Genomic DNA, 25819 nt, shown 5'->3' with positions numbered 1-25819 from the left:
AAGTAGCCGTTACTCGTTGGTTTCGACCGTGTGACGACGGGGCATGAGCGGAAAGCGCTGCGGGCAACGAAGCTCGTGCCACACGTGCGAGGAGAGGCGAAGCCGCCCTCTTCTCGCCTTCGGACCGGCAGGCACCGATCTGCCCGCCCCGGTCCCCCCAGCCTCCGCCACCAGGTACGGAACCCCGCCGTGACCTGCGAGGTGTCCGCACAACGGGCCGAAATATCCCCCTTTTCGGGACCCCGGTGATCGTGTAATCTGCACGAAATTTCGCAGTCACGCAGAGGGCCAGCGTCGTCCCTCGGCACACGCCGCACGCCACATGACGACGACGAGGAGAGCCGATGCGTATGCCGCGTCAGCCGTGCCAGCATCCCGCGCAAGGCCAGAACCGGTCCTCCATGGACGCCCGCCCCGCCCCCCAGGGCCTGTACGACCCCCGCGAGGAGCACGACGCCTGCGGCGTGGGCTTCGTCGCCACCCTCACCGGAGAGGCCTCCCACACCCTGGTGGAGCAGGCACTCACCGTCCTGCGCAACCTGGAGCACCGCGGCGCCACCGGCTCCGAGCCCGACTCCGGCGACGGCGCGGGCATCCTCTCCCAGGTCCCGGACGCCTTCTTCCGCGAGGTGGCCGGATTCGAACTGCCCGAGGCCGGCGCCTACGCCGTCGGCACCGCCTTCCTCCCCCTCGACGGGGCCGACGAGGCCGCCGCCCGCATCGAGGAGCTCGCCCGCGACGAGGGCCTGACCGTCCTCGGCTGGCGCGAGGTGCCCGTCGCACCCGAACTGCTCGGCGCCACCGCCCGCTCCACGATGCCCGCCTTCCGCCAGATCTTCGTCACGGACCACACCTCGACCGGCATCGACCTCGACCGCAGGGCCTTCGCACTGCGCAAGCGCGCCGAGCGCGAGGCCGACGTCTACTTCCCGTCGCTGTCCGCGCGGACCATCGTCTACAAGGGCATGCTCACCACCGGCCAGCTGGAGCCCTTCTTCCCGGACCTGTCGGACCGCCGCTTCGGCTCCGCGATCGCGCTCGTGCACTCCCGGTTCTCCACGAACACCTTCCCGTCGTGGCCGCTCGCGCACCCCTACCGCTTCGTCGCCCACAACGGCGAGATCAACACCGTCAAGGGCAACCGCAACTGGATGCGCGCCCGGGAGTCCCAGCTGGTCTCCGACCTGTTCGGTCCCGAGAAGGACCTCGAGCGCGTCTTCCCGGTGTGCACCCCCGACGCCTCCGACTCCGCCTCCTTCGACGAGGTCCTCGAACTGCTGCACCTCGGCGGGCGCTCACTGCCGCACTCCGTGCTGATGATGATCCCGGAAGCCTGGGAGAACCACACGTCGATGAACTCCAAGGACGCGGCCCGGCGCGCCTTCTACCAGTACCACTCCACGATGATGGAGCCCTGGGACGGCCCCGCCTGCGTCACCTTCACCGACGGCACCCAGGTCGGCGCCGTACTCGACCGCAACGGCCTGCGCCCCGGCCGCTACTGGGTCACCGACGACGGCCTGGTCGTCCTCGGCTCCGAGGTCGGCGTCCTCGACATCGACCCGGCGAAGGTCGTCCGCAAGGGCCGCCTGCAGCCCGGCCGCATGTTCCTGGTGGACACCGCCGAGCACCGCATCATCGAGGACGACGAGATCAAGACCGCCCTCGCCGGCGAACACCCCTACGCCCAGTGGCTGGAAGCCGGCGAGATCGAACTGTCCGACCTGCCCGAGCGCGAGCACATCGTGCACACCCACGCCTCGGTCACCCGGCGCCAGCAGACCTTCGGCTACACCGAGGAGGAACTGCGCGTCCTGCTCACCCCGATGGCCAGGACCGGAGCCGAACCGATCGGCTCCATGGGCACCGACTCCCCGATCGCCGCGCTCTCCGAGCGCCCCCGGCTGCTCTTCGACTACTTCACCCAGCTGTTCGCGCAGGTCACCAACCCGCCGCTGGACGCGATCCGCGAAGAACTGGTCACCTCCCTGCGCAGCTCCCTGGGCCCCCAGGGCAACCTGCTCGAGCCGACGGCCGCCTCCTGCCGCTCCGTGGTCCTGCCCTTCCCGGTCATCGACAACGACGAGCTGGCCAAGCTCATCCACGTCAACGCCGACGGCGACCTGCCCGGCTTCAAGGCCGCCACCCTCTCCGGCCTCTACCGGGTCTCCGGCGGCGGCGACACCCTCGCCGCCCGCATCGAGGAGATCTGCGCCGAGGCCGACGCCGCCATCGGCAACGGCGCCCGCCTGATCGTCCTGTCCGACCGGCACTCCGACGCCGAGCACGCGCCGATCCCGTCGCTGCTGCTCACCGCGGCCGTCCACCACCACCTCATCCGCACCAGGCAGCGCACCCGGGTGGGCCTCCTCGTCGAGGCCGGAGACGTCCGCGAGGTCCACCACGTGGCCCTCCTCATCGGCTTCGGCGCCGCCGCCGTCAACCCCTACCTGGCGATGGAGTCCGTCGAGGACCTCGTCCGCGCGGGCACCTTCCTGTCCGGCATCGAGCCCGAGAAGGCCATCCGCAACCTCATCCACGCCCTCGGCAAGGGCGTCCTGAAGGTCATGTCCAAGATGGGCATCTCCACCGTCGCCTCCTACCGCGGCGCCCAGGTCTTCGAAGCCGTCGGCCTCGACGAGCGGTTCGTCGAGAAGTACTTCCACGGCACCGCCACCAAGATCGGCGGCATCGGCATCGACGTCGTCGCCCGCGAGGTCGCCGCCCGCCACGCCAAGGCGTACCCCGCCTCCGGCATCGCCCCCGCCCACCGCGCCCTCGACATCGGCGGTGAGTACCAGTGGCGCCGCGAGGGCGAACCGCACCTGTTCGACCCGGAGACCGTCTTCCGCCTCCAGCACTCCACGCGCTCCGGCCGCTACGACGTCTTCAAGCAGTACACCGACCGCGTCGACGAGCAGTCCGAACGCCTGATGACACTGCGCGGCCTGTTCGGCTTCAAGCCCGACCGGGCGCCCGTCCCCCTCGACGAGGTCGAGCCGGTCTCCGAGATCGTCAAGCGGTTCTCCACCGGCGCCATGTCGTACGGCTCCATCTCCCAGGAGGCGCACGAGACCCTCGCCATCGCCATGAACCGGCTCGGCGGCAAGTCCAACACCGGCGAGGGCGGCGAGGACCCCGAGCGCCTGTACGACCCGGCCCGCCGCTCCTCCATCAAGCAGGTCGCCTCCGGCCGCTTCGGCGTGACCTCCGAGTACCTGGTCAACGCCGACGACATCCAGATCAAGATGGCCCAGGGCGCCAAGCCCGGCGAGGGCGGCCAGCTGCCCGGCCCCAAGGTCTACCCGTGGATCGCCAGGACGCGTCACTCGACACCCGGCGTGGGCCTCATCTCCCCGCCGCCGCACCACGACATCTACTCCATCGAGGACCTCGCCCAGCTCATCCACGACCTGAAGAACGCCAACCCCGAGGCACGCATCCACGTCAAGCTGGTCTCCGAGGTCGGCGTCGGCACCGTCGCCGCGGGCGTCTCCAAGGCCCACGCCGACGTCGTGCTCATCTCCGGTCACGACGGCGGCACCGGCGCCTCCCCGCTGACCTCGCTCAAGCACGCCGGCGGCCCCTGGGAGCTCGGCCTCGCCGAGACCCAGCAGACCCTCCTGCTCAACGGCCTGCGCGACCGGATCGTCGTCCAGACCGACGGTCAGCTCAAGACCGGCCGCGACGTCGTCGTCGCCGCCCTCCTCGGCGCCGAGGAGTTCGGCTTCGCCACCGCACCCCTGGTCGTCTCCGGCTGCGTCATGATGCGCGTCTGCCACCTGGACACCTGCCCCGTCGGCATCGCCACCCAGAACCCGGTCCTGCGCGAGCGGTTCGCCGGCCAGGCCGAGCACGTCGTGAACTTCTTCCGGTTCATCGCCGAAGAGGTCCGCGAACTCCTCGCCGGACTCGGCTTCCGCTCCCTGGAGGAAGCCGTCGGCCACGCCGAGGTCCTCGACGTGACCCGCGCCGTCGACCACTGGAAGGCGCAGGGCCTGGAACTGGCCCCGCTGCTCCACGTCCCGGACCTGCCCGACGGCGCCGTCCGCCACCAGGCCGTCCCCCAGGACCACGGACTGGCGAAGGCCCTCGACAACGAGCTGATCAAGCTCGCCGCCGACGCGCTCGCCGCCGACGGCGCCGTGGACGCCCAGCCGGTCCGCGCCCAGGTCGCCATCCGCAACATCAACCGCACCGTCGGCACCATGCTCGGCCACGAGGTGACGAAGAAGTTCGGCGGCGCCGGCCTGCCCGACGACACCATCGACATCACCTTCACCGGCTCCGCCGGCCAGTCCTTCGGCGCCTTCGTCCCCCGCGGCATCACCCTGCGCCTGGAGGGCGACGCCAACGACTACGTCGGCAAGGGCCTCTCCGGCGGCCGCATCGTCGTCCGCCCCGACCGCGGCGCCGACCACCTCGCCGAGTACAGCGTCATCGCCGGCAACACCCTCGCCTACGGCGCCACCGGCGGCGAGATGTTCCTGCGCGGCAAGGTCGGCGAACGGTTCTGCGTGCGCAACTCCGGAGCACTGGTCGTCTCCGAGGGCGTGGGCGACCACGGCTGCGAGTACATGACCGGAGGCCACGCGGTCGTCCTCGGCGGGACCGGCCGCAACTTCGCGGCCGGCATGTCCGGCGGCGTCGCCTACGTCATCGACCTCGACCGGGACAACGTCAACGCCGGCAACCTGGACGCCGTCCACGAACCCGACGACACCGACCGCGCCTGGCTGCACGACGTGGTGCGCCGGCACCAGGAGGAGACGGGCTCCACCGTCGCCGCCAGGCTGCTCGCCGAATGGGACACCGCGGCCGAGCGCTTCAGCAAGATCATCCCCCGTACGTACCAGGCAGTGCTCGCCGCCAAGGACGCCGCCGAGCGAGCCGGACTCTCCGAGTCCGACACCCACCGGAAGATGATGGAGGCGGCGACCCATGGCTGACCCGAAGGGCTTCCTGAAGCACGGGCGCGAGGTCGCCGCCTCCCGCCCGGTCACCGAACGCGTCAAGGACTGGAACGAGGTCCACGTCCCCGGCTCCCTGCTGCCGATCATCGGCAAGCAGGCCGGCCGCTGCATGGACTGCGGCATCCCGTTCTGCCACAACGGCTGCCCGCTGGGCAACCTCATCCCCGAGTGGAACGACTACGCCCACCGCGGAGACTGGCAGGCGGCCTCCGAACGCCTGCACGCCACCAACAACTTCCCGGAGTTCACCGGCCGACTGTGCCCCGCCCCGTGCGAATCGGCGTGCGTCCTGGGCATCAGCCAGCCGCCCGTCACCATCAAGAACGTAGAGGTCTCGATCATCGACAAGGCGTGGGAGACCGGTGACGTCGCCCCGCGCATCCCCGAACGCCACTCCGGCAGGACCGTCGCGGTCGTCGGTTCCGGCCCCGCCGGCCTGGCCGCCGCCCAGCAGCTGACCCGGGCCGGCCACACCGTCGCCGTGTACGAACGGGCCGACCGCATCGGCGGCCTCCTGCGCTACGGCATCCCCGAGTTCAAGATGGAGAAGCGGCACATCAACCGCCGTATCGAGCAGATGCGCGCGGAGGGCACCAAGTTCCGCACCGGCATCGAGATCGGCCGCGACATGCCGGCCACCGCACTGCGCAAGCGGTACGACGCCGTCGTCCTCGCCGTCGGCGCGACCACCCCGCGCGACCTGCCGGTACCGGGCCGTGAACTGGGTGGCATCCACCAGGCCATGGAATACCTGCCGCTGGCCAACAAGGTGCAGGAGGGCGACTACGTCGCCCCGCCGATCTCCGCCGAGGGCAAGCACGTCGTCGTCATCGGCGGCGGCGACACCGGCGCCGACTGCGTGGGCACCGCCCACCGCCAGGGGGCCGCCTCCGTCACCCAGCTGGAGATCATGCCCCGCCCGGGCGAGGAGCGGAACCCACTCTCCCAGCCGTGGCCGACCTTCCCCCTGCTCTACAAGGTCACCTCCGCGCACGAGGAGGGCGGCGAACGGGTCTACTCCGTCTCCACCACCCACTTCGAGGGCGACGCCGACGGCAACGTGCAGTGGCTGCACCTGACCGAGGTCGAACTCGCCGACGGCAGGCCCACCCCCAAGCCCGGCACCGAGCGGGCGATCCCGGCCCAGCTGGTCACCCTCGCCATGGGCTTCACCGGCACCGACCGGGACAACGGCCTCGTCGAACAGTTCGGCCTGGAGCTCGACGAACGCGGTAACATCGCCCGCGACGCCGATTTCCAGACCAGTGTGCCGGGTGTCTTCGTCGCCGGTGACGCCGGCCGCGGCCAGTCGCTCATCGTGTGGGCGATCGCCGAGGGCCGGTCCGCCGCACGCGGCTGCGACCGTCACCTCACCGGCGCGAGCGACCTGCCCGCACCGATCCGTCCCACCGACCGCTCACTGGCGGTGTGACGGCCCGCCCCGCCCGCCACCCGGCGGGCGGGCACACCGCACGAGGGACCTGACGGTCCCCCACAGAGGTCCCGTACAACGGCGTACGGAACACCAGGTGGCGCCTGCCTGCCGTCCCCGACCGGACGAAACCGGGCAGGCGCCGCCGCATCCCCTCAGGGAACCCGGAAGGTGATCCCGTTCACCCGCCAGGTCAGCGGCGTCGCCAGCTCCAGGTTCCCCTCCCGCAGGAACCGGCGCTGAACCGTGTCCAACCGGGACGTGTCGGCGCCCGGCTTCCGCGTGAGCACGGCCGCACGGCGCACCTCGAGGAACGCCTCCAGAAACGTTTCCTCGTCGCCGCCCCGCCCCGGCGTCTCCGCCTTGCGCATGGCCCGCTCCCGCAGGCCGTAGAAGCCCTCGGGGCCGGTGTCGGGACCACGCCGGACCATCGCGTCGTAATACACGAACTGGCCGAGCGTGCCGAGACCGTCCAGCTTGGCCATGCGCACCGCCGGATCGAAGTAGACCCGGTCGCGCTCGGCCTCCTGGGCCGCGCGGAAGGCGGGCTTCTCCGACTCCGCCCGCCAGGCCTCGGGGAAGCCCGGATCCAGGCCCTCGTGCGAGTCCGTGCCGTCCACCGCACGCAGCGCGGGCAGGAACTCCGCCAGCCCGTTGTCCGGGTGGTCCCTCGTGTAGCCCTCCACGAGGGCGAGCAGGTCGTGGGTGCCGGTGGTGAAACCGATGATGCCGGCCGTGTAGCCGACACCGTCCCCGCCGTCCTCGATGGCGCCGTAGGTCTCACGCCAGCGCAGCGTCGAGTTCTCGGCGCTCGCCACGAGCTGCTGGGCGAGCTCCTTCTTCGCCGGATCGGCCAGACCCGGCGGCCGGCTCGCCACCAGCGCGTCGTCCTCGGCCGACTGCGACCCGGCACGCTCCTCGGCCCGCTCGCGCGCGTTCGGCGAAGCGGACACGGCCGGACCGCGACCGGCGGCCGCACCGTCCGACCCTCCGGGAATCACCATGTACACGGCCGTCGCCACCACCGGCACGGCCGCGATCAGCAGCGCCGGACGCCTCACCGGAAAACACCCCCACCGGTCAGATCCGCCACCTTGACCGCCGCCAGGACGACCAACAGCGCGAACAGCCCCAGACACGCCCCCGCCTGCACCCACACCCGGTGCCTGCCCCTGGGCGCGTACGCGAAGGCCGCCGCCACCGCACCGCCCGCCAGCAGCCCGCCCAGGTGCCCCTCCCACGACGTGAACACCGCGGAGACCACCAGCCACAGCAGCAGCCCCGCCATGAACCGGTTGACCGCGCCCATGTCGGCACCGATCCGACGGGCCACCACGTAGTACGCGGCCCCCAGCCCGAAGATCGCCCCGGACGCCCCGACCACCACGTCCTGCGGCGCGAGCAGCAGGACCAGCACCGAACCGCCCAGCGCCGACAGCAGATACAGCACGAGATGGTGGACGCGGCCCAGCATCGGCTCGACGGCCCGGCCCAGGTTCCACAGCACCACCATGTTCATCACGATGTGCAGGATGCCGAACGTCCCCCCGGTCGGCGGCAGATGCAGGAACGCACCGGTCAGCAACCGGTACCACTCCCCGCCCACCACCCCCTCCGGACGGAAGGCCCCGAAGGACCCGCCCCCGACCCACACATAGTGCCCGCCGTCCGGCCCGACCAGCCCCGCACCCAGCATCGCGAACCGGTCCACCACCTCCGGCAGCGCCACCTCCGCCAGATAGGCCAGCACATTGACGACGATCAGCGCGTACGTCACCACCGGCACCGCCGAGACCCGGCCGCCCACCACCGTGCGGGCCTGCCGCATCGACCGCACGCCCTCCTTCACGCACTCGGGACACTGGTGGCCCACGGCCGCCTCCCGCATGCAGTCCGGACAGATGTACCGCTCACAGCGCACACAGCTGACGTGGCACTCCACCTTGGGATGGCGGTAACAGGTGGTGACGGTGGACTCGGAATCCACGAGCCGGCTCCTTGCGGGGGACGGGACGGAAGAGCCGGCGAGGACGGCGGCGCACAGAAAGTATCGAACACCGTTGCAGTCGGGCGGAAGAGGGGTCGAAGCACCCGGCCCGCACACCACGGCCCACCCCCTACGTGCCTACGTGTCGCACTCCAGCACCGTCCGGCACAACCCGCACCGCACCCGCACCCACCCCCGCACCGCGACCCTGATCCGCTGATGACAGGTCGGACACGGAAACGACACCCGCAACGCCCCCTCACCGCCACCACCGGACGTGAAGCTGTACGGCACACCCCCCGGAACCGACGCGACCCCCACAAGAGCCTGCCGCCGGTCCCGCGCGTACCGCCGGCGCCCCACCCAGCCGGCCGCCGCCAACGGCGGCTGCCGCCCGTCCCGCCGCGCCAACTCCATCCCCTTCACATACGCCGCATAAGCCTGCGCACTGGTGAACCACACCGACGGATCCTCACCGAACACCAGCGACCGCTTCGCCAGCACATACCCGAACTCCTCCGGCGTGAGATACCCCAGCTTCTGCGACGACATCCCGTCCTCCCGGAACGCGTCCAGCAGCAGCCACCCCGCCCCCAGATACGTCGCCGCCGTGTCCGTCAGGATCTCGTTGTCCCGCGTACCGGGGAACGACAACCCCAGGCGATGCAGATACACATGCATCACCTCATGCGCCAGCGCCGCCCCGACATCCCGCCGATGCGTCCGGAACCGGTCATTCAGCTCCACGAAATACTCCGGACCGGCCGCAAGCTCGACATTCGCCGCATGCCGCATCTCACGGAAACCGACGATCAACCGCGCATCCGGCAACCGATAGTGCCGCACCAGCTCCCGCGCCACCCGCTGCGCCCCCAGATGAAGATCATCCAGATCGCCGAACGCCACATCCACCGGAGCCACACTGGTCGAGAACGACCGCACCGTGTCGTACGACAGACGCCGGTACACCGCCGTGACAGCCGACCGCACCGTCTCCAGATGCGGAAAACCGTGCTCCACCGGACCGCCGTTCGCCACGCCTCACCCCCAAGACGCCAGAAACCGGTTCCACCCTACGACCCCGCCCCGACAACCGCCCCCGCCCCGACACCCGCCCCTGCCCGGCCGACCCCGACCGTCCACACCCCGAACACCCCACCCCCCACCCGCCACCGCCCCGTAGGCTCCCACCCCATGACCACCAGCAACACCGGTACCGGAGACATCGACCCCGCCGTCCGCGAGGAACTCACCCGGTTGCGCGAGAGCATCGACAACATCGACGCCGCCGTCGTCCACATGCTCGCCGAACGCTTCAAATGCACCCAGCAGGTCGGCCGCCTCAAAGCCCACCACCACCTGCCACCCGCCGACCCCGCCCGCGAAAGCCGGCAGATCACCCGACTGCGCACCCTCGCCGAGAACGCCAAGCTCGACCCGGCCTTCGCCGAGAAATTCCTCAACTTCATCATCGCCGAGGTCATCCGCCACCACGAACACATCGCCGACACCACCACCAGGAACACCCCCGGCGACTCCACCCCCACCACCGACTGACACCCCCGAAAACCCGCAGAGGCGCACACCGGAGAGCCCCGACAACCCCGGACATACACCACGTACCGAACCGCCCCTGTGCCGCACCCGCGGCATCGGGCAGCATGGCCTGCATGTCCGTACTGACGCGCGACGAAGCGCACAACCGAGCACAGCTCCTCGACGTCCACCGCTACACGATCGAACTCGATCTCACCACCGGTGACGACACCTTCGACTCCCACACCCTGATCCACTTCACCGTCCTCACCGACCAGGGCAAAACGGACACCTTCGTCGAAGTCAAGCCCGCCGAGCTGCGCTCCGTCACCCTCGACGGACACCCCCTCGACCCCGACACCCTCGACGGCAACCGACTGCCGCTCAAGGACCTCACCCCCGGCGAACACGAACTACGCGTCGACGCCACCATGCACTACTCCCGCACCGGCGAAGGCATGCACCGCTTCACCGACCCCGCCGACGGCGAAACCTACGCCTACACCCAGCTCTTCATGAACGACGTCCAACGCGTCTTCGCCGCCTTCGACCAACCCGACCTCAAAGCCGTCTTCGAGATGACCGTCACCGCCCCCCACAACTGGACCGTCCTCGCCAACGGCATCACCCGACACCTCGGCCAAGGCCACTGGAAAGCAGCCCCCACCCCCCTCATCTCCACCTACCTCGTCGCCGTCGCCGCAGGCCCCTGGCACACCGTCCGCACCGAACACCGCGGCCTGCCCTTCGCCCTCCACTGCCGCCGCTCCCTCGCCCCCCACCTCGACACCGACGCCGACGAACTCCTCGACATCACCCGCGCCTGCTTCGACCGCTACCACGAAAAATTCCAGGAACCCTACCCCTTCGACTCCTACGACCAGGCATTCGTCCCCGAATTCAACGCCGGCGCCATGGAAAACCCCGGACTCGTCACCTTCCGCGACGAATTCGTCTTCCGCTCCGCCGTCACCGACACCCAACGCCAGACCCGCGCCATGGTCATCGCCCACGAAATGGCCCACATGTGGTTCGGCGACCTCGTCACCCTCACCTGGTGGGACGACATCTGGCTCAACGAGTCCTTCGCCGAGTACATGGGCTACCAGACCACCGCCGAAGCCACCCGCTTCACCGACACCTGGACCGACTTCGGCATCACCCGCAAACCCTGGGGCTACGACGCCGACCAACGCCCCTCCACCCACCCCGTCGCCCCCGAGAACGTCCAGGACACCGCCTCCGCCCTCCTCAACTTCGACGGCATCTCCTACGCCAAGGGCGCCTCCGCACTACGCCAACTCGTCGCCTGGCTCGGCGAAAAAGACTTCCTCGCCGGCATCAACACCCACATCGACCGGCACAAATTCGCCAACGCCACCCTCGCCGACTTCATCGACTCCCTCGCCTCCGCCACCGACCGCGACGTGCACGCCTGGGCCGACGCCTGGCTCCGCACCACCGGCGTCGACACCCTCACCCCCCACATCCCCACCGACAACGGACACCGGCACCTCACCATCCGCCGCACGGACGGCGACAACCGCCCCCACCGCATCACCCTCGGCCTCTACGACCAGGACCTCGACGACACCCGCGGCCTCACCCTCCGCACCCGCCTGGAAGCCGACCTCCCCACCCACGGCGACACCACCATCAGCACCCCGGGCCCACGCCCCGCCCTCCTCGTCCTCAACGACGACGACCTCACCTACGCCAAGATCCGCTTCGACGACCACTCCTTCCGGACCATCCGCACCCACCTGTCCGGACTGCCCGACCCCCTCACCCGCGCCGTCGTCTGGAACGCCCTGCGCGACGCCGTCCGCGACGGCGACCTCCCCGCCACCACCTACCTGGACATCGCCCGCACCCACCTCCCGCACGAAACCGACCCCGCCCTCGTCCAAGGCGCCCTCGCCTTCGCCACCACCCACATCGCCGACCGCTACACCACCCCCGAACAACGACCCGCCGCCCTCACCGCCCTCACCGACCTGTGCCGCGACCTCATCCGCCGCACCGAGGACGGCGACCACCCCGACCTGCGCCTCATCGCCGTACGCCACCGCATCGACACCGCCGCCCACCCCCACACCATCGCCTCCTGGCTCGCCGACGGCACCGTCCCCGGCGGCCCCGAACTCGACCCCGAACTCCGCTGGCGCGTCCTCACCCGCCTCGCCGTCCTCGACGCCACCGACGAAGCCGCCATCGCCGCCGAACTCGCCCAGGACCCCAGCGCCACCGGCCAGGAAGGCGCCGCCCGCTGCCGCGCCGCCCTGCCCCACGAAGACGCCAAGGCCCGCGCCTGGGACACCATGTTCCACACCGACGACCTGTCCAACTACCTCTTCACCGCCACCGCCCAGGGCTTCTGGCAACCCGAACAGGCCGACCTCGTACGCCCCTACGTCGCCCGCTACTACAAGGACGCCGTCGCCCTCGCCGCCCGCCGCGGCCCCGCCATCGCCGAAGCCGCCGGCCACTGGGCCTTCCCCGTCCACGCCGTCGACCCCGAAACCCTCCGCCTCGGCGAGAAATGCCTCCGCAAGGCCGACCCGACCCCCGCCCTCCGCCGCAAACTCGTCGACCAGCTCGACGACCTGGCCCGAGCGCTGCGGGTGCGCCAGGCATAACCCACGAACGACACGGATGCCTCGCTGTCGGGGGTGCCGCACCGCACGGAACCCCCGACCACGCGAACTCATGACCGATACATGGCCGGCATATGGCCGACCCGTGAGTGGCAGTCATGAATACTCCTACGAACATTCGGTCGCACAATTCAACCCTTGTCCATAAGCATTCATGAGCAGTCCGCCGAACGGACACATACGACCTCATCACTACCCATCGGTAAGCCCTAGGCTCACACCATGCGCCGAGCAAAAATCGTCTGCACGCTGGGGCCCGCCACCGACACATACGACCAGATCAAACACCTGGTCGACGCCGGAATGGACGTGGCCCGATTCAACCTCAGCCACGGCACCCACGCCGAACACGAGGAGCGCTACCACCGCGTACGAAAAGCCGCCGACGAAACCGGCCGCAGCGTCGGCCTCCTCGCCGACCTCCAAGGCCCGAAAATCAGACTCGGCCACTTCACCGAAGGCCCCGTACTCCTCGAACGCGGCGACACCTTCACCATCACCGTCGAAGACGGCGCCCAAGGCGACCGCCACACCAGCGGCACCACCCACGCCGGCCTCGCGGACGACGTCACCCCCGGCGAACGCGTCCTCATCGACGACGGCAGAGTCACCCTCGAAGTCACCGGCATCGACGGCCCCCGCGTCCACACCACCGTCATCGAAGGCGGCATGGTCTCCGACCACAAAGGCCTCAACCTCCCCGGCGTCGCCGTCTCCGTCCCCGCCCTCTCCAAAAAAGACGAAGACGACCTCCGCTGGGCCCTGCGCACCGGCTTCGACACCATCGCCCTCTCCTTCGTACGCAGCGGACGCGACATCAAGGACGTCCACCGCATCATGGAAGAAGAAGGCCGCCGACTCCCCGTCATCGCCAAAATCGAAAAACCCCAGGCCGTCGAGAACATCGACGACATCGTCGCCGCATTCGACGCCGTGATGATCGCCCGCGGAGACCTCGGCGTGGAAATGCCACTCGAACAAGTCCCCATCGTTCAAAAACGCGCCATCAAACTCGCCAAACGCAATGCCAAACCGGTCATCGTCGCCACCCAAATGCTCGACTCGATGATCGACAACGCCCGCCCCACCCGCGCCGAAGCCTCCGACGTCGCCAACGCCGTCCTCGACGGCACCGACGCCGTCATGCTCTCCGGCGAAACCAGCGTCGGCAAACACGCCGTCCACACCGTCCGCACCATGGCCCGCATCATCGAAGCAGCAGAGGAAGACCTCCTCGCCAAAGGCCTCCCACCCCTCACCGAACGCAACAAACCCCGCACCCAAGGCGGCGCCGTGGCCCGCGCGGCAGCGGAAATCGGCGACTTCCTCGGCGCCAGATTCCTCGTCGCCTTCACCCAGTCCGGCGACACCGCCCGCCGCCTCTCCCGCTACCGCTCACCCATCCCCCTCCTCGCCTTCACCACCGACCCCGCCACCCGCTCCCAACTCAGCCTCACCTGGGGCGTCGAAACCTTCCTCGGCCCCCACGTCGGCACCACCGACGCCATGGTCGACCAGGTCGACGAACTCCTCCTGCGGTACGCCCGCTGCGAGAAGGGCGACACGGTCGTCATCACGGCCGGCTCCCCTCCGGGAGTCCCCGGCACGACCAACCTCGTCCGCGTCCACCACATCGGCGAGGACGACACCTCCAAGTAGCCTTCCCGGGGCCCCGGTTCAGTACTTGGGGCCCACGTGACGGTCCATGAGGGCGACGGAGGCCTTCTTGGCGACGGAGATGTTGCGAGGGTTCGGCTGCCGCCATTCGACGCCCACCCGGTCCAGGGACCGGGTGAAGAGGCCGATGATGTCGGCCGAGAGATTGGTGAAGAAGTACCGCGGGTACTCGTACCGCTTCTGCTCTCCACCGACCGTCCGAGTCGTCCAGTTGGTGATCCGGCACCCGTCGGAGTGGATGAGGCCGCGGACGAACTCCCACGGGTGAGTGTCGACGACGGCCAGCTGCCAGGGCTCGAGGACGATCGGCCGCTCATGCTTCTTGCCTGGACCGTGTTGAGGGAAGAGCCGTGGCCAGTAGGGGGAGTAGCTGGTGACCGCCACACACCCCTGCTTCGGCTGGACGTGGACGCCGATACCGGGGCGGACTCGGGAAATGGCTTCACGGCACTGTTCGATCAGCCCTGGCCACGCGTCCGCGCAGACGATCCGCAGGTAGTAGCCGGAGCGCGGGTGCGCGCTGATGCAGCCATCGCCGAGGTAGAGGCCCAGGAGATAGGCGTAGGCGTACTCATCGGCAGGTGGTCCGGGGTCGGGAGGCGCCATTCGAGGCAAGGGCTCCAGGCGGTGCTGCCAGGATCTGATCGCGGCGCGCGAGATACCTGTCGCGTGGCTCACCGAGTTGAGACTGCGGCCCTGGGTCACCAGGGCGAGTGCTCGCTTGCGAGTGCTGAGGTCGTACATGTGCACACCGTGTGCCAATGATCGCAGTGACACGCAATAAAAGGCGGATGTTCACACGAACGTGGGCATCCGCTCGGGAGTGCATTCTTGGAATCGAAGGAAAAGTGCCCCGGGTGGGATTCGAACCCACACTGTCGGTGGTTTGAGCACCGCTTCTCTAACCAGTTGGAATACCGGGGCCTATGAAACGAAGGTCAGCGGTCACCCGCCGTGCCCCCACCTTACCGCAGCTGGGTACGCTCTTGTCAGCAGTACCGGTCTGCCCCGCACCAAGGAGCCCCCACGTGAGCGTCCCCGAGTCGCCCCAGCCAGTAGACGCGTCCGACGACGACAAGTCGCACGTGCCTCCGATGACGACGCGCGTCGTCATCGCCGAGGACGAGGCGCTGATCCGGCTCGATCTCAAGGAGATGCTGGAGGAGGAGGGGTACACCGTCGTCGGTGAGGCCGGTGACGGTGAGCGGGCGGTGGAGCTGGCGCGTGAGCACCGGCCGGATCTGGTGATCCTCGATGTGAAGATGCCGAAGCTGGACGGTATCTCGGCGGCGGAGAAGATCGCCGAGGAGAGTATCGCGCCGGTGTTGATGCTCACGGCGTTCTCGCAGCGTGATCTGGTGGAGCGGGCGCGGGACGCCGGGGCGATGGCGTATCTGGTGAAGCCGTTCTCGAAGAGTGATGTGGTGCCGGCGATCGAGATGGCGGTGTCGCGGTTCACGGAGTTGCGGGAGCTGGAGCGTGAGGTCGCGGATCTGAGTCTGCGGTTGGAGACGCGGAAGCTGGTGGACCGGGCGAAGTCGGTGTTGCAGACGGTGTACGGGTTGTCGGAGCCGGCGGCGTTCCGGTGGATCCAGAAGACGTCGATGGATCGGCGGATGTCGATGCAGCAGGTGGCGCAGGCGGTCATCGACGATGCGGCGGAGAAGAAGGCGGCGAAGGGTTAGAGAGTGGTACGGGTGAGGCCCGCGTCCCTTGGTGGGGGCGCGGGCCTCTGGGTTTTCCGGGGTGGGTGGGGGTCAGTCGACGCCGAGGTAGGCCTTGCGGACGGATTCGTCGTGGAGGAGGTTCTGTCCGGTTCCGGAGAGGACGATGTTGCCGACTTCCATGACGTGGCCGTGGTCGGCGAGGGAGAGGGCGGCCTGGGCGTTCTGTTCGACGAGCAGGATAGTGGTGCCCTGGGCCTTGAGTTCGGCGATGGTGGCCATGATTTTCTGCATCATGATCGGTGAGAGGCCCATGGAGGGTTCGTCGAGCATGAGGAGTTTGGGCTGGGACATGAGGGCTCTGCCCATGGCGAGCATTTGCTGTTCTCCGCCGGAGAGGGTGCCTGCGGCCTGTTTGCGGCGTTCTCCGAGGATGGGGAAGAGGTCGTAGGCGCGCTGGATGTCCTTCTCGATGCCTGCCTTGTCGCTGCGGAGGAAGGCGCCGAGGCGGAGGTTGTCCTCGATGGTCATGCGGGGGAAGATGTGGCGGCCTTCGGGGGAGTGGGCGAGGCCGAGGGCGACGATGTCGTGCGCCGGGGTCTTCTTGAGTGATTTGCCGTTGAATTTGATCTGGCCGCCGACCGGCTTGAGGAGGCCGGAGAGGGTGCGCAGGGTGGTGGTTTTGCCGGCGCCGTTGGTGCCGATGAGGGTGACGACTTCGCCGGCTTCGACCTTGAAGGAGATTCCCTTGACGGCTTGGATCTTGCCGTAGGCGACTTTGAGGTCTTCGACTTCGAGGAGTGCGGTCATCGGTCGTTCTCCTTGCCGGGCGCGGCGTCCGTGGTGGCCTCGGCGGCATCGGTGTCTGTCGTGGTGTCGGCCTGTGCCTCTGCCTCGGCCCCTGCCTCTGTCTCGGCTTGGGGCTCGGCCTCTGCCTCTGCCTCGGTCTGTGTCTCGGCCTGTGCTTCGGCTCTCTCGACCTCGGCGATCTCTTCCTCGCCGGGTGCACCTTCGAAGGGTTCGCCGAGGTAGGCGGCGATGACGCGTTCGTCCTGCTGGACGGTGGCGCTGTCGCCCTCGATGAGTTTTTCGCCCTGGACGAGGACGGCGACGCGGTCGCAGAGGTTCATGATGAACCGCATGTCGTGCTCGATGACGAGGATGGCGATGCCCATGTCCCGGATGGCGAAGATCAGTTCTTCGGTGGCGCGGGTTTCCTGCGGGTTCATGCCGGCGGTGGGCTCGTCGAGGAGCAGCAGGCCGGGTTCGCTGGCCAGGGCGCGGGCGATCTCGAGTTTGCGCTGTTCGCCGTAGGGCAGATTGCGTGAGAGGTGGTCGGCCTTGTGGGCGAGGCCGACGAACTCGAGGAGTTCCATGGCGCGTTCGCGGGAGGCGGCTTCGGCCTTGTGGAAGCGGGGGCCGCGCAGCAGGGCGGACCAGAGTCCTTCCTTGGTGCGGGTGTGCCGGCCGACGAGCACGTTCTCCAGGACCGTCATGTTGGCGAACAGGCGGATGTTCTGGAAGGTGCGGGCGATGCCGGCCGCGGTGACCTTGAAGGACTTGGGCGGCAGGACCTTGTCCTTGTAGCGGACTTCGCCTTCGGTGGGGATGTAGAGGCCGGTCAGGCAGTTGAAGAAGGTGGTCTTGCCGGCGCCGTTGGGGCCGATGAGTCCGACGATCTCGCCGCTGTTGACGGTGAGGTCGACTCCGCGTACGGCGGTGAGGCCGCCGAAGCGCATGGTGACGCCCCGTGCGTCGAGGACGGTCTCGCGGGGGGCGGTCGCGTCGGGCGTGGTGCCCTGGGTGGTGGTGTCGGTTGTCATGGGTCAGACCCCTGCCTTGCTGAGGGCTGCGGGCGTTTCCGTGTTCTCGTGGAACTCGAGCTGGCGGCGCCGGTTGGGGATGAGGCCTTCCGGGCGGAAGCGCATGAGCAGGACGAGTGCGAGACCGAAGGCCAGGAGCTGGTAGTCGCCGAGGAACTGGAGCTTGGCCGGGATGAGGTAGAGCAGGGCTGCGCCGACGAGGGGGCCGCTGATGGTGCCCATGCCGCCGAGGACGACCGCGGCGAGCAGGAAGGCGGAGTTGGGCGGGACGACGTGGGCGAACATGTACTGCTCGGGGGTCACGGTGTAGGTGACGTGGGCCTGGACGGCGCCGGCGAGGCCGGCCAGGGTGGCGCCGAGGGCGAAGGCGACGAGTTTGACGCGGAAGCCGTTGATGCCCATGGCGCGTGCGGCGGTTTCGTCCTCGCGGACGGCGATCCAGGCGCGGCCGATGCGGGAGTCGCTGCTGCGTCGGAAGACGATCACGACGACCAGGGTGATGAGCAGCATCAGCAGGAAGTAGTTGGCGAAGCGGCCGATGGTGAACCCGAGGAGGGTGTGTTCCTGGCCGAAGTCGAAGCCGAGGATGTTCAGGTTCGGGATGGAGGAGATGCCGGCGGAGCCGTTGGTGACGTCGGGTCCGGAGGTGCCGTCGGTGTTGAGGACGGCGATGCGGAAGATCTCGCCGAAGCCGAGGGTGACGATGGCGAGGTAGTCGCCGCGCAGTCGGAGGGTGGGGGCGCCGATGAGGACGCCGAAGATCATGGAGACCAGGGCGCCGAGCAGGGCCGAGGCCCAGAACGGCATCTGGATGTGCAGGGGTGAGGAGGGTGAGCCGGAGACCAGGGCGGCGGTGTAGGCGCCGACGCCGAGGAAGGCGACGTAGCCGAGGTCGAGGAGGCCGGCGAGGCCGACGACGATGTTCAGGCCGAGTGCGACGGTGGCGAAGATGAGGATGTAGACGCCGATGGTGGCGTACTGGTCGTCGGACTGGGTGAAGGGGAAGGCGGCGGCTGCGACGAAGGCGCCGATCATGGTGATGTTGCGGTGCTTGGAGGTGATCGTCGAGATGCGGGCGACCAGTCCGGCTTTGAGGAGCGCGGTGAAGCAGAAGCCGACGGTGATGAGGAAGCCGATGAAGAGTTCGTCGTAGGCGGTGCCGATGCCGTAGGTGAAGACGGTGAGGCCGATGGCCATGGCCGCGATGATGATGAGGATCTCGGCGTAGGAGGGGAGTTTGCCGAGGGGGCGGGGGGTACCGGTGGTGAAGGCTGCCTGCACCTGCCTCCTGTGGTGGGCTGTGGTGTGTTTGAACTGGTTCCAGCCGCTGTCCTCGGGGTCGATGGGGTCGGGGTCGGGGCGTTCGAAGGGGAGGGCGAGGGCGCCGAGGAGGGCGGTGAGGCTGGTAGCGGCGGCGAGGTAGCCGCCGGGTTCCAGGTTGACGACGCCGCCGAGTTTCACGCTGATGGCGAGCACCGTGTACCAGGTGGTGCCGAAGGTGGCGAGGGCCGCGAGTTTGATGGCCGCGTCGGCGCCGGCGGGGGTGGCCCAGCCGAGGCCCTTGATGCGGTAGGAGGAGAGGGCGAAGAGGGCGGTCAGGGCTGCGCTGATGAGGACGAGTACCTGGAGGCCGCCGGGGTAGCCATAGACGGTGAGGTCGCCGGGGAAGGCGGAGGTCCAGGTCCAGGCGAGGAAGGCGGAGGCGACGGTCAGGAGGGCGCCGCCGGTGGCCAGGGCGCGGCCGATGTGTTCCGGGAGGGGGATGAGCCCGGTGGGTGCGCTGCCGGTGGTGGGGGCGTTGGGGGTTTCGGGTGCGGTGATCTGTGTGGTCATCGGTGTCACGCCCTGTCCGCGACGCGCTCGCCGAGCAGGCCCTGGGGCCGGAACAGCAGCACGAGGATGAGGAGTACGAACGCCCAGACGTCGGCCCAGGACTGGCTGCCGAACTGGTGCATGCCGGGGATGTCGGAGATGTAGGCGGTGGCGAGGGTTTCGGCGACGCCGAGGACGAGGCCGCCGATCATGGCGCCGTAGATGTTGCCGATGCCGCCGAGGACGGCTGCGGTGAAGGCCTTGAGGCCGAGGATGAAGCCCATGCGGAATTCGATCTGGCCGTACTTGAGGCCGTAGGCGACGCCGCCGACGGCGGCGAAGGTGGCGCCGAGGGCGAAGGCGACCACGATGATGCGGTCGGTGTTGATGCCCATGAGCTTGGCGGTGTCGGGGTCCTGGGCGGTGGCCTGCATGCCGCGTCCGGTGCGGGTCTTCATGACGAAGTAGCCGAGGATGGCCATGCTGATGGGGGCGGCGCAGAAGACGAAGATGTCACCGGTCTGGATGGTGACGCTGCCGATCTCGAAGGGGCCTCCGTCGATCTGCGGGAAGGGGCGGGCGGACTTGGCTTCCGGGTACCAGGCCCACACCGCTTGTTGCAGGGCGAGGGAGAGGCCGATGGCGGTGATCAGGGGCGCCAGGCGTGGGCCGCCGCGCAGGGGGCGGTAGGCGAACCGTTCCGCCCCCATGGCGACGAGGACGGCGACGATGATGGCGCCGAGGAGCATGAGCGGCAGCGCGATCCACATGGACGTGCCGTTCGGAAGTACCCACAGGTAGACCGAGAGTGCGCCGAAGGCGCCGGTCATGAAGATCTCGCCGTGGGCGAAGTTGATGAGCTGGACGATGCCGTAGACCATTGTGTAGCCGATGGCGACCAGCCCGTACATGGATCCCAGTAGCAGGCCGTTGACCAGCTGCTGCGGCAGTTCGTTCACCGCATGTCCTCCGAGACTTTCGGATGTTCGACGGATTGTGGCCGGATGCGAGCACGCGCGGGGCGCCAGTGGAACAGCGCCCCGCGCGGCTGGTGAGTGGTAGGGCTCGGTCAGCCCGTGAAGGTGCCGGACTTGACGGGCACGAAGGCGCCGTCCTCGACCTTGTAGACGGTGAGCTGCTTGTTGGTGGCGTCACCGAACTCGTCGAAGGAGACCTTGCCGGTCACTCCGTCGAAGGAGACGTTCTGCATGGCCTCGGTGACCTTGGCGCGGGCGTCGGTGGGCAGCTTGCCGCCGTTGTCCTCGACGACCTTCTTGACGGCTTCGATGATGGCCCAGGCGGAGTCGTAGGAGTAGCCGCCGTAGGCCGAGTACTCGTCCTTGTAGCCGGCGGCCTTGTAGTCGGTCACGAACTTCTTGGCGGAGTCGAGTTCCTCGACGGGGGCGCCGACGGAGGTGGCGAGGTCGCCGGTGCTGTCGGGGCCGGCCAGTTTGACGAAGTCGTCGTCGTTGATGCCGTCACCGCCGACGAGCGGGATCTTGGCGCCGGCTGCCTTGATCTGCTTGCTGAGCGGGCCGGCCTGCGGGTACTCGCCGCCGTAGTAGACGACGTCCGCGCCGGACTTCTTCACCTTGGTGGCGACCGCGGAGAAGTCCTTGGTGTCGGGGTTGATGTGCTCGGTGCCGACGACCTTGCCGCCGAGCTTCTTGAACTCCTCGGTGAAGGTGCCGGCGAGGCCCGCGCCGTAGGTCTTCTTGTCGTCGATGACGAAGACCTTCTTCTTCTTGGCGTCGTTGTAGATGTACTGCGCGGCGAACGGGCCCTGGACGGCGTCCGTGGTCGAGGTGCGGAAGTAGGCCTTGTACTGGCGGGCCTTCTTGGTCTGCCAGTCGGGGCCCTGGGTGAGGGAGGGGCCGGTGTTGGCGGGGGAGACCTGGACCAGCTTGGCGTCGTCGAAGACCTTCTGCATGGACTCGGCGACGGAGGTGTTGAGGGGGCCGACGGCGCCGAGGACGGTCTTGTCGGCGACGAGCTGGACGGCGTTCTGCTGGCCCGAGGAGGGCTGTGCCTGGTCGTCGAGGGCCAGGATCTTGAAGGTGACGCCCTTGACGTAGTCCTGCTTGTTGGCGGTCTTGGCGGCCAGGTCGGCGGAGTTCTTGATGCCGAGACCCAGTGCGGACAGGTCGCCGGTCAGTGGGGCGTCGACGCCGATGGTGACGGTGGTGGTGCCGCCTTTGCCGGAGTCCGATCCCTCGTCTCCGCCTCGTGAGCCGCAGGCGGTGAGGGTGAGCGCTCCCGCTGACAGCGCGGCGGTGATGGCGATGAGCGAACGTTGACGCACGATCCAGTCCTTTCCCCTGACGGGCGTTTCCCGGTGGAAACGGCCGAGTCGAGCGCTGGGCCGAAGTGACGATCAGGCGGCGCGGTGACTGGCCGTGACTCTAAGCGGGTGTGGGGAATGCGGAGGAGGGTCTGGCCAAGGCTGTGACTCTCTTGTTATGACACGACGTATTGCAGAGCGGTATTCCGTGGGGGGTACGGCGGAATTACATCCGTTTTGCGCTGTCCGGATCATGAGAAACCGCAGGACCGGACGGGAGGAGTTCAGGTGTGTCAGGGGTTTTGGTGATTACCTGAAATCGTTGCTGCAGGCGACTTGTCGGGCTCGGTGGGAGGCCTTGTGCGGAGCGGGGTCCGCAGGTGGGGCCGCAGGTCCGTATCGCTTGCGGATTACGTAGAGTTACGCCGGGAGGGGGTGGTCGGCGCCCCCGTCCATTCTTCGCATTCCGCGCTGCGCAGGGTGATGGTGATCTTGCGTGCGGGGCCTGTTTTTGTCCGGAAAGGGGCGCCCGGATCGGGAGTCGGTGAGAGCCCCGCGTGTGGCTGGAAATGTGCGGATGGCGGCGGCAGAATAGCTGTATTCTGCACGGAGTTTGATGGTGAGCCCGGAATTCCGTTTACCTTCTCCCAGGCTTGTGACCTGCGGTTTCAGGGGGGTGATAGCGATCACTTCGGGCGGGAACGGCGGGGCGCCCCAGGGCGTGCGGCGGGGAGCCGCGGAGGGGGTGGGACGGCCGGGGCGCTGGTTCCGTCGCAGGGGCCCGCGGGGGCGGGTCGGTCGCCGCCGAGGCACTTCGGCCGGTTTGTTCGCACGGTGCCGCTCGGTGCGGGCCTCGTGCGGCTGACGGCCGTTCAGATCTTGGTCGGTCGGGCGGCTTTGGCGTCCACCGGCGGGCGCGCGGCGGCCACGGCGTCGCCGGACGCCGTCACGGGCCGCAGTGGGCGGCCGGGACGGTGGGTCGGGAAACGGGTGCGGGGGCGGCCGCACGGCCGCCCCCGCACCCTCACGCGCCGGTCAGCCCGTGGCGCCGGCCGCCCGCTCGGCGTCGCCCGGGTTCACGTCCCGCAGCAGACAGGTCAGGCGCGCGGTGCACACCCGCTTGTCGGCCTCGTCGCTGATGACGATCTCGTACGTCGCCGTGGACCGCCCCCGGTGCACCGGGGTGGCGACGCCGGTGACCAGGCCGGAGCGGACGCCCCGGTGGTGGGTGCAGTTGAGGTCGACACCCACGGCGATCTTGGAACTGCCGCCGTGCAGCATCGACCCCACCGAGCCCAGGGTCTCGGCCAGTACGGCGGAGGCGCCGCCGTGCAGCAGCCCGTAGGGCTGGGTGTTGCCCTCCACCGGCATCGTCCCGACGACCCGCTCGGCCGAGGCCTCCAGGATCTGCACGCCCATGCGCGTACCGAGATGGCCCGCGGAGAAGAGCGCCTGCAGATCCACGCCGAGCGCGGCGTACTCGTCGATGACCTCGTGCGGGAACTTCACGTGCTGCTGCTCTCCCATGGGGCCCGGCTCCGTTCGTCGTGATCACTGCGGCATACGGCACTGCGCCACCACCGCGACCGCGGAGGTGGCGCTGAGCAAACGCTCAGTCGGTCGCCGATTGTTCCAGACGGACCACGACGGACTTGCTGGCCGGGGTGTTGCTGGTGTCCGCGGTGGCGTCCAGCGGCACCAGGACGTTGGTCTCCGGGTAGTACGCGGCGGCGCAGCCGCGGGCCGTCGGGTAGTGCACCACGCGGAAACCGGGCGCCCGGCGCTCCTCGAGACCGTCGCCGCTGCCGCGGTCCTTCCACTCGCTGACCAGGTCGACGTACGAGCCGTCCGCCAGCCCCAGGTCCCGCGCGTCCTGCGGGTTGACGAGCACCACGCGGCGGCCGTTCCTGATGCCCCGGTAGCGGTCGTCCAGGCCGTAGATCGTGGTGTTGTACTGGTCGTGCGAGCGCAGCGTCTGCAGCAGCAGCCGCCCCTCGGGCAGTTCGGGGTACTCCACCGGCGCGGCGGTGAAGTTGGCCTTGCCGGTGGCCGTGGGGAAGCGCCGTTCGTCGCGCGGGGCGTGGGGGAGGGCGAACCCTCCGGGGTGCGCCACGCGCGCGTTGAAGTCCTCGAAGCCGGGGATCACGCGCGCGATGCGGTCGCGGATCGTCGCGTAGTCCTTCTCGAACTCCTCCCACGGGACCTTGCTGTCCGCGCCGAGGACCCGGCGGGCCAGCCGGCACACGATGGCCGGTTCGGACAGCAGCTGTCCGCTCGCCGGTTCGAGGCGGCCGCGGGAGGCGTGCACCATGCCCATGGAGTCCTCGACCGTCACGAACTGCTCGCCACCGTCCTGCAGATCGCGTTCGGTGCGGCCCAGGGTCGGCAGGATCAGGGCGCGCGCGCCGGTGACGGCGTGCGCGCGATTCAGCTTGGTCGACACGTGCACGGTCAGCCGGGCCCGGCGCATCGCGGCCTCGGTGACCTCCGTGTCGGGGGAGGCGGAGACGAAGTTGCCGCCCATGGCGAAGAACACCTTCGCCTTCCCGTCGCGCAGCGCGCGGATGGCCCGTACGACGTCGTAGCCGTGCTCGCGCGGAGGTGCGAAGCCGAACTCCTTCTCCAGGGCGTCCAGGAACTCCGGTGCGGGCCGCTCGAAGATGCCCATGGTGCGGTCGCCCTGCACGTTGGAGTGGCCGCGCACCGGGCAGACGCCCGCGCCGGGGCGGCCGATGTTGCCGCGCAGCAGCAGGAAGTTGACGATCTCGCGGATCATGGGCACGGAGTGCTTGTGCTGGGTGAGGCCCATCGCCCAGCACACGATGACGCGCTTCGACGCGAGGACCATGCGCAGGCACTCCTCGATGTCGCCGCGGGTGAGGCCGGTCGCGGCGAGTGTCGCGTCCCAGTCGGCGGCGCGGGCGGCCTCGGCGAACTCCTCGTAGCCGTGCGTGTGTTCGCGCACGAAGTCCTCGTCGACGGCGCCGGGCGTGTCGATGATCAGCTTGTTGAGGATGCGGAAGAGGGCCTGGTCGCCGCCGAGGCGGATCTGCAGGAACAGGTCGGTCAGGGCGGCGCCGGTGGTGAGCCCCTTGGGGGTCTGCGGGTTCTTGAAGCGCTCCAGGCCCGCCTCGGGCAGCGGGTTGACGGTGATGATCCGCGCGCCGTTCGCCTTGGCCTTCTCCAGGGCGGACAGCATGCGGGGGTGGTTGGTGCCGGGGTTCTGCCCGGCGACGATGATCAGGTCGGACTTGTAGAGGTCCTCCAGCAGGACGCTGCCCTTGCCGACGCCGATGGTCTCGGACAGGGCGGAGCCGGAGGACTCGTGGCACATGTTCGAGCAGTCGGGCAGGTTGTTGGTGCCGAGTTCGCGTGCGAAGAGCTGGTAGAGGAAGGCGGCCTCGTTGCTGGTGCGTCCGGAGGTGTAGAAGAGGGCCTCGTCGGGGGAGTCGAGGGTGGCGATCTCCTCGGCGACGATGTCGAAGGCGCGCTCCCAGGTGACCGGCTCGTAGCGGTCGCCGCCCTCGGGGAGGTACACGGGGTGGGTCAGGCGGCCCTGCTGGCCCAGCCAGTAGCCGCTGCGGCCGGCCAGGTCGGCGAGGGGGTGCGCGGCGAAGAACTCGGGGGTGACCCGGCGCAGGGTGGCCTCCTCGGCCACGGCCTTCGCGCCGTTCTCGCAGAACTCCGCGGTGTGCCGGTGCTCGGGCTCCGGCCAGGCGCAGCCCGGACAGTCGAAGCCGTCCTTCTGGTTGACGTTGAGCAGGGTCAGCGCCGTGCGTCTCACGCCCATCTGCCGGTGCGCCATACGCAGGCTGTGGCCGATCGCCGTGAGGCCCGCGGCCGCGTGTTTCGGCTCGGTGACCTGCGGCGCGTCCTGGACCGGATCACCCTTGGGCGGCTTGGTGGCCATCGCGCACTCCTCTTCGCGTACACGTGTGACATACGCCTCCGATCCTCGCACGCGGCGGTGACGGCGA

Annotated in this window: 17 protein-coding genes and 1 tRNA gene; 6 read left to right on the top strand and 12 right to left on the bottom strand. The window is 69.1% G+C overall.

Translation table 11 applies throughout. The annotated features are described in order from the left end of the window. The first annotated feature begins 344 nt into the window (after nucleotides 1–344). Nucleotides 345–4949, top strand: a complete 4605-nt coding sequence (gene gltB / locus ACWEQO_RS01190) for a glutamate synthase large subunit (RefSeq protein ID WP_452977555.1) — start codon at nucleotides 345–347, stop codon at nucleotides 4947–4949. Continuing rightward, the gene (locus ACWEQO_RS01185) at nucleotides 4942–6405 is read left to right on the top strand and encodes a glutamate synthase subunit beta (protein ID WP_361450700.1); all 1464 of its coding nucleotides are present in this window, start codon (nucleotides 4942–4944) and stop codon (nucleotides 6403–6405) included. The genes gltB and ACWEQO_RS01185 overlap by 8 nt, the downstream gene beginning before the upstream one ends. Nucleotides 6406–6560: 155 nt before the next feature. Here ACWEQO_RS01185 and ACWEQO_RS01180 read toward each other — a convergent pair whose 3' ends face one another. The 3 genes from ACWEQO_RS01180 to ACWEQO_RS01170 all read right to left on the bottom strand — a co-directional run bounded on the left by ACWEQO_RS01180 (nucleotide 6561) and on the right by ACWEQO_RS01170 (nucleotide 9430). Continuing rightward, a complete protein-coding gene (locus ACWEQO_RS01180; protein WP_452978441.1) occupies nucleotides 6561–7409 on the bottom strand; it encodes a chitosanase in 849 nt (282 codons plus the stop codon). A 53-nt stretch (nucleotides 7410–7462) separates the two neighbouring features. After that, nucleotides 7463–8392, bottom strand: coding sequence for a rhomboid family intramembrane serine protease (locus ACWEQO_RS01175; protein ID WP_361450703.1), 930 nt, complete (start codon nucleotides 8390–8392; stop codon nucleotides 7463–7465). 138 nt (nucleotides 8393–8530) lie between these two features. Further along, the gene (locus tag ACWEQO_RS01170; RefSeq protein ID WP_452977551.1) at nucleotides 8531–9430 is read right to left on the bottom strand and encodes a hypothetical protein; all 900 of its coding nucleotides are present in this window, start codon (nucleotides 9428–9430) and stop codon (nucleotides 8531–8533) included. 156 nt (nucleotides 9431–9586) lie between these two features. On the opposite strand from ACWEQO_RS01170, the gene ACWEQO_RS01165 reads away from it, so the two are divergent. From ACWEQO_RS01165 to pyk, 3 genes are all read left to right on the top strand, one after another. Further along, nucleotides 9587–9949, top strand: coding sequence for a chorismate mutase (locus ACWEQO_RS01165; RefSeq protein ID WP_361450709.1), 363 nt, complete (start codon nucleotides 9587–9589; stop codon nucleotides 9947–9949). Nucleotides 9950–10053: 104 nt separating this feature from the next. Next, nucleotides 10054–12567, top strand: a complete 2514-nt coding sequence (pepN, locus tag ACWEQO_RS01160) for an aminopeptidase N (protein WP_452977547.1) — start codon at nucleotides 10054–10056, stop codon at nucleotides 12565–12567. A 240-nt stretch (nucleotides 12568–12807) separates the two neighbouring features. Then, nucleotides 12808–14244 (top strand): pyruvate kinase, encoded by a 1437-nt coding sequence (gene pyk, locus ACWEQO_RS01155; RefSeq protein WP_452977544.1) that lies wholly within the window; start codon nucleotides 12808–12810, stop codon nucleotides 14242–14244. Nucleotides 14245–14262: 18 nt separating this feature from the next. On the opposite strand, the gene ACWEQO_RS01150 is transcribed toward pyk, so the two are convergent. Next, a complete protein-coding gene (locus ACWEQO_RS01150; protein WP_361450718.1) occupies nucleotides 14263–15006 on the bottom strand; it encodes a helix-turn-helix domain-containing protein in 744 nt (247 codons plus the stop codon). Between the two features lie 105 nt (nucleotides 15007–15111). Next, nucleotides 15112–15186 (bottom strand) — tRNA-Leu (locus tag ACWEQO_RS01145). 104 nt (nucleotides 15187–15290) lie between these two features. On the opposite strand from ACWEQO_RS01145, the gene ACWEQO_RS01140 reads away from it, so the two are divergent. Next, complete coding sequence (locus ACWEQO_RS01140) at nucleotides 15291–15947, top strand: ANTAR domain-containing response regulator (protein WP_361450721.1); 657 nt, start codon at nucleotides 15291–15293, stop codon at nucleotides 15945–15947. A gap of 72 nt (nucleotides 15948–16019) precedes the next feature. Here ACWEQO_RS01140 and ACWEQO_RS01135 read toward each other — a convergent pair whose 3' ends face one another. The 7 genes from ACWEQO_RS01135 to ACWEQO_RS01105 form a co-directional block, all read right to left on the bottom strand. Next, on the bottom strand, nucleotides 16020–16736 hold the full coding sequence (locus ACWEQO_RS01135) for an ABC transporter ATP-binding protein (protein WP_361450724.1): 717 nt from the start codon (nucleotides 16734–16736) through the stop codon (nucleotides 16020–16022). Next, complete coding sequence (locus tag ACWEQO_RS01130) at nucleotides 16733–17749, bottom strand: ABC transporter ATP-binding protein (protein WP_452977539.1); 1017 nt, start codon at nucleotides 17747–17749, stop codon at nucleotides 16733–16735. The genes ACWEQO_RS01135 and ACWEQO_RS01130 overlap by 4 nt, the downstream gene beginning before the upstream one ends. A gap of 3 nt (nucleotides 17750–17752) precedes the next feature. After that, nucleotides 17753–19582, bottom strand: a complete 1830-nt coding sequence (locus tag ACWEQO_RS01125) for a branched-chain amino acid ABC transporter permease (protein WP_452977536.1) — start codon at nucleotides 19580–19582, stop codon at nucleotides 17753–17755. A 5-nt stretch (nucleotides 19583–19587) separates the two neighbouring features. Continuing rightward, a complete protein-coding gene (locus tag ACWEQO_RS01120) occupies nucleotides 19588–20520 on the bottom strand; it encodes a branched-chain amino acid ABC transporter permease (RefSeq protein WP_361450732.1) in 933 nt (310 codons plus the stop codon). Nucleotides 20521–20630: 110 nt separating this feature from the next. Continuing rightward, nucleotides 20631–21863: an ABC transporter substrate-binding protein gene (locus tag ACWEQO_RS01115; RefSeq protein ID WP_452977533.1), complete on the bottom strand. Its 1233-nt coding sequence runs from the start codon at nucleotides 21861–21863 to the stop codon at nucleotides 20631–20633. Between the two features lie 1014 nt (nucleotides 21864–22877). Further along, nucleotides 22878–23369, bottom strand: a complete 492-nt coding sequence (locus ACWEQO_RS01110; RefSeq protein WP_361450738.1) for a PaaI family thioesterase — start codon at nucleotides 23367–23369, stop codon at nucleotides 22878–22880. An 85-nt stretch (nucleotides 23370–23454) separates the two neighbouring features. Then, a complete protein-coding gene (locus ACWEQO_RS01105; protein ID WP_452977529.1) occupies nucleotides 23455–25752 on the bottom strand; it encodes an FdhF/YdeP family oxidoreductase in 2298 nt (765 codons plus the stop codon). Between the last annotated feature and the right edge of the window lie 67 nt (nucleotides 25753–25819).

This window comes from Streptomyces sp. NPDC004051 (genome assembly GCF_053604275.1).
Note: the sequence above shows the minus strand (reverse complement) of the source record. Positions and strands in the feature narration are given on the sequence as shown.

What these genes read in the sequence shown, in the direction of transcription:
- pyk (WP_452977544.1), top strand. Translation starts at nt 12,808, where the DNA reads ATGCGCCGAGCAAAAATCGTCTGCACGCTGGGGCCCGCCACCGACACA.
- ACWEQO_RS01180 (WP_452978441.1), bottom strand. Translation starts at nt 7,409, where the DNA reads ATGGTGATTCCCGGAGGGTCGGACGGTGCGGCCGCCGGTCGCGGTCCG.
- gltB (WP_452977555.1), top strand. Translation starts at nt 345, where the DNA reads ATGCGTATGCCGCGTCAGCCGTGCCAGCATCCCGCGCAAGGCCAGAAC.
- ACWEQO_RS01150 (WP_361450718.1), bottom strand. Translation starts at nt 15,006, where the DNA reads ATGTACGACCTCAGCACTCGCAAGCGAGCACTCGCCCTGGTGACCCAG.
- ACWEQO_RS01165 (WP_361450709.1), top strand. Translation starts at nt 9,587, where the DNA reads ATGACCACCAGCAACACCGGTACCGGAGACATCGACCCCGCCGTCCGC.
- ACWEQO_RS01130 (WP_452977539.1), bottom strand. Translation starts at nt 17,749, where the DNA reads ATGACAACCGACACCACCACCCAGGGCACCACGCCCGACGCGACCGCC.
- ACWEQO_RS01135 (WP_361450724.1), bottom strand. Translation starts at nt 16,736, where the DNA reads ATGACCGCACTCCTCGAAGTCGAAGACCTCAAAGTCGCCTACGGCAAG.
- pepN (WP_452977547.1), top strand. Translation starts at nt 10,054, where the DNA reads ATGGCCTGCATGTCCGTACTGACGCGCGACGAAGCGCACAACCGAGCA.
- ACWEQO_RS01125 (WP_452977536.1), bottom strand. Translation starts at nt 19,582, where the DNA reads ATGACCACACAGATCACCGCACCCGAAACCCCCAACGCCCCCACCACC.
- ACWEQO_RS01185 (WP_361450700.1), top strand. Translation starts at nt 4,942, where the DNA reads ATGGCTGACCCGAAGGGCTTCCTGAAGCACGGGCGCGAGGTCGCCGCC.
- ACWEQO_RS01105 (WP_452977529.1), bottom strand. Translation starts at nt 25,752, where the DNA reads ATGGCCACCAAGCCGCCCAAGGGTGATCCGGTCCAGGACGCGCCGCAG.
- ACWEQO_RS01110 (WP_361450738.1), bottom strand. Translation starts at nt 23,369, where the DNA reads ATGGGAGAGCAGCAGCACGTGAAGTTCCCGCACGAGGTCATCGACGAG.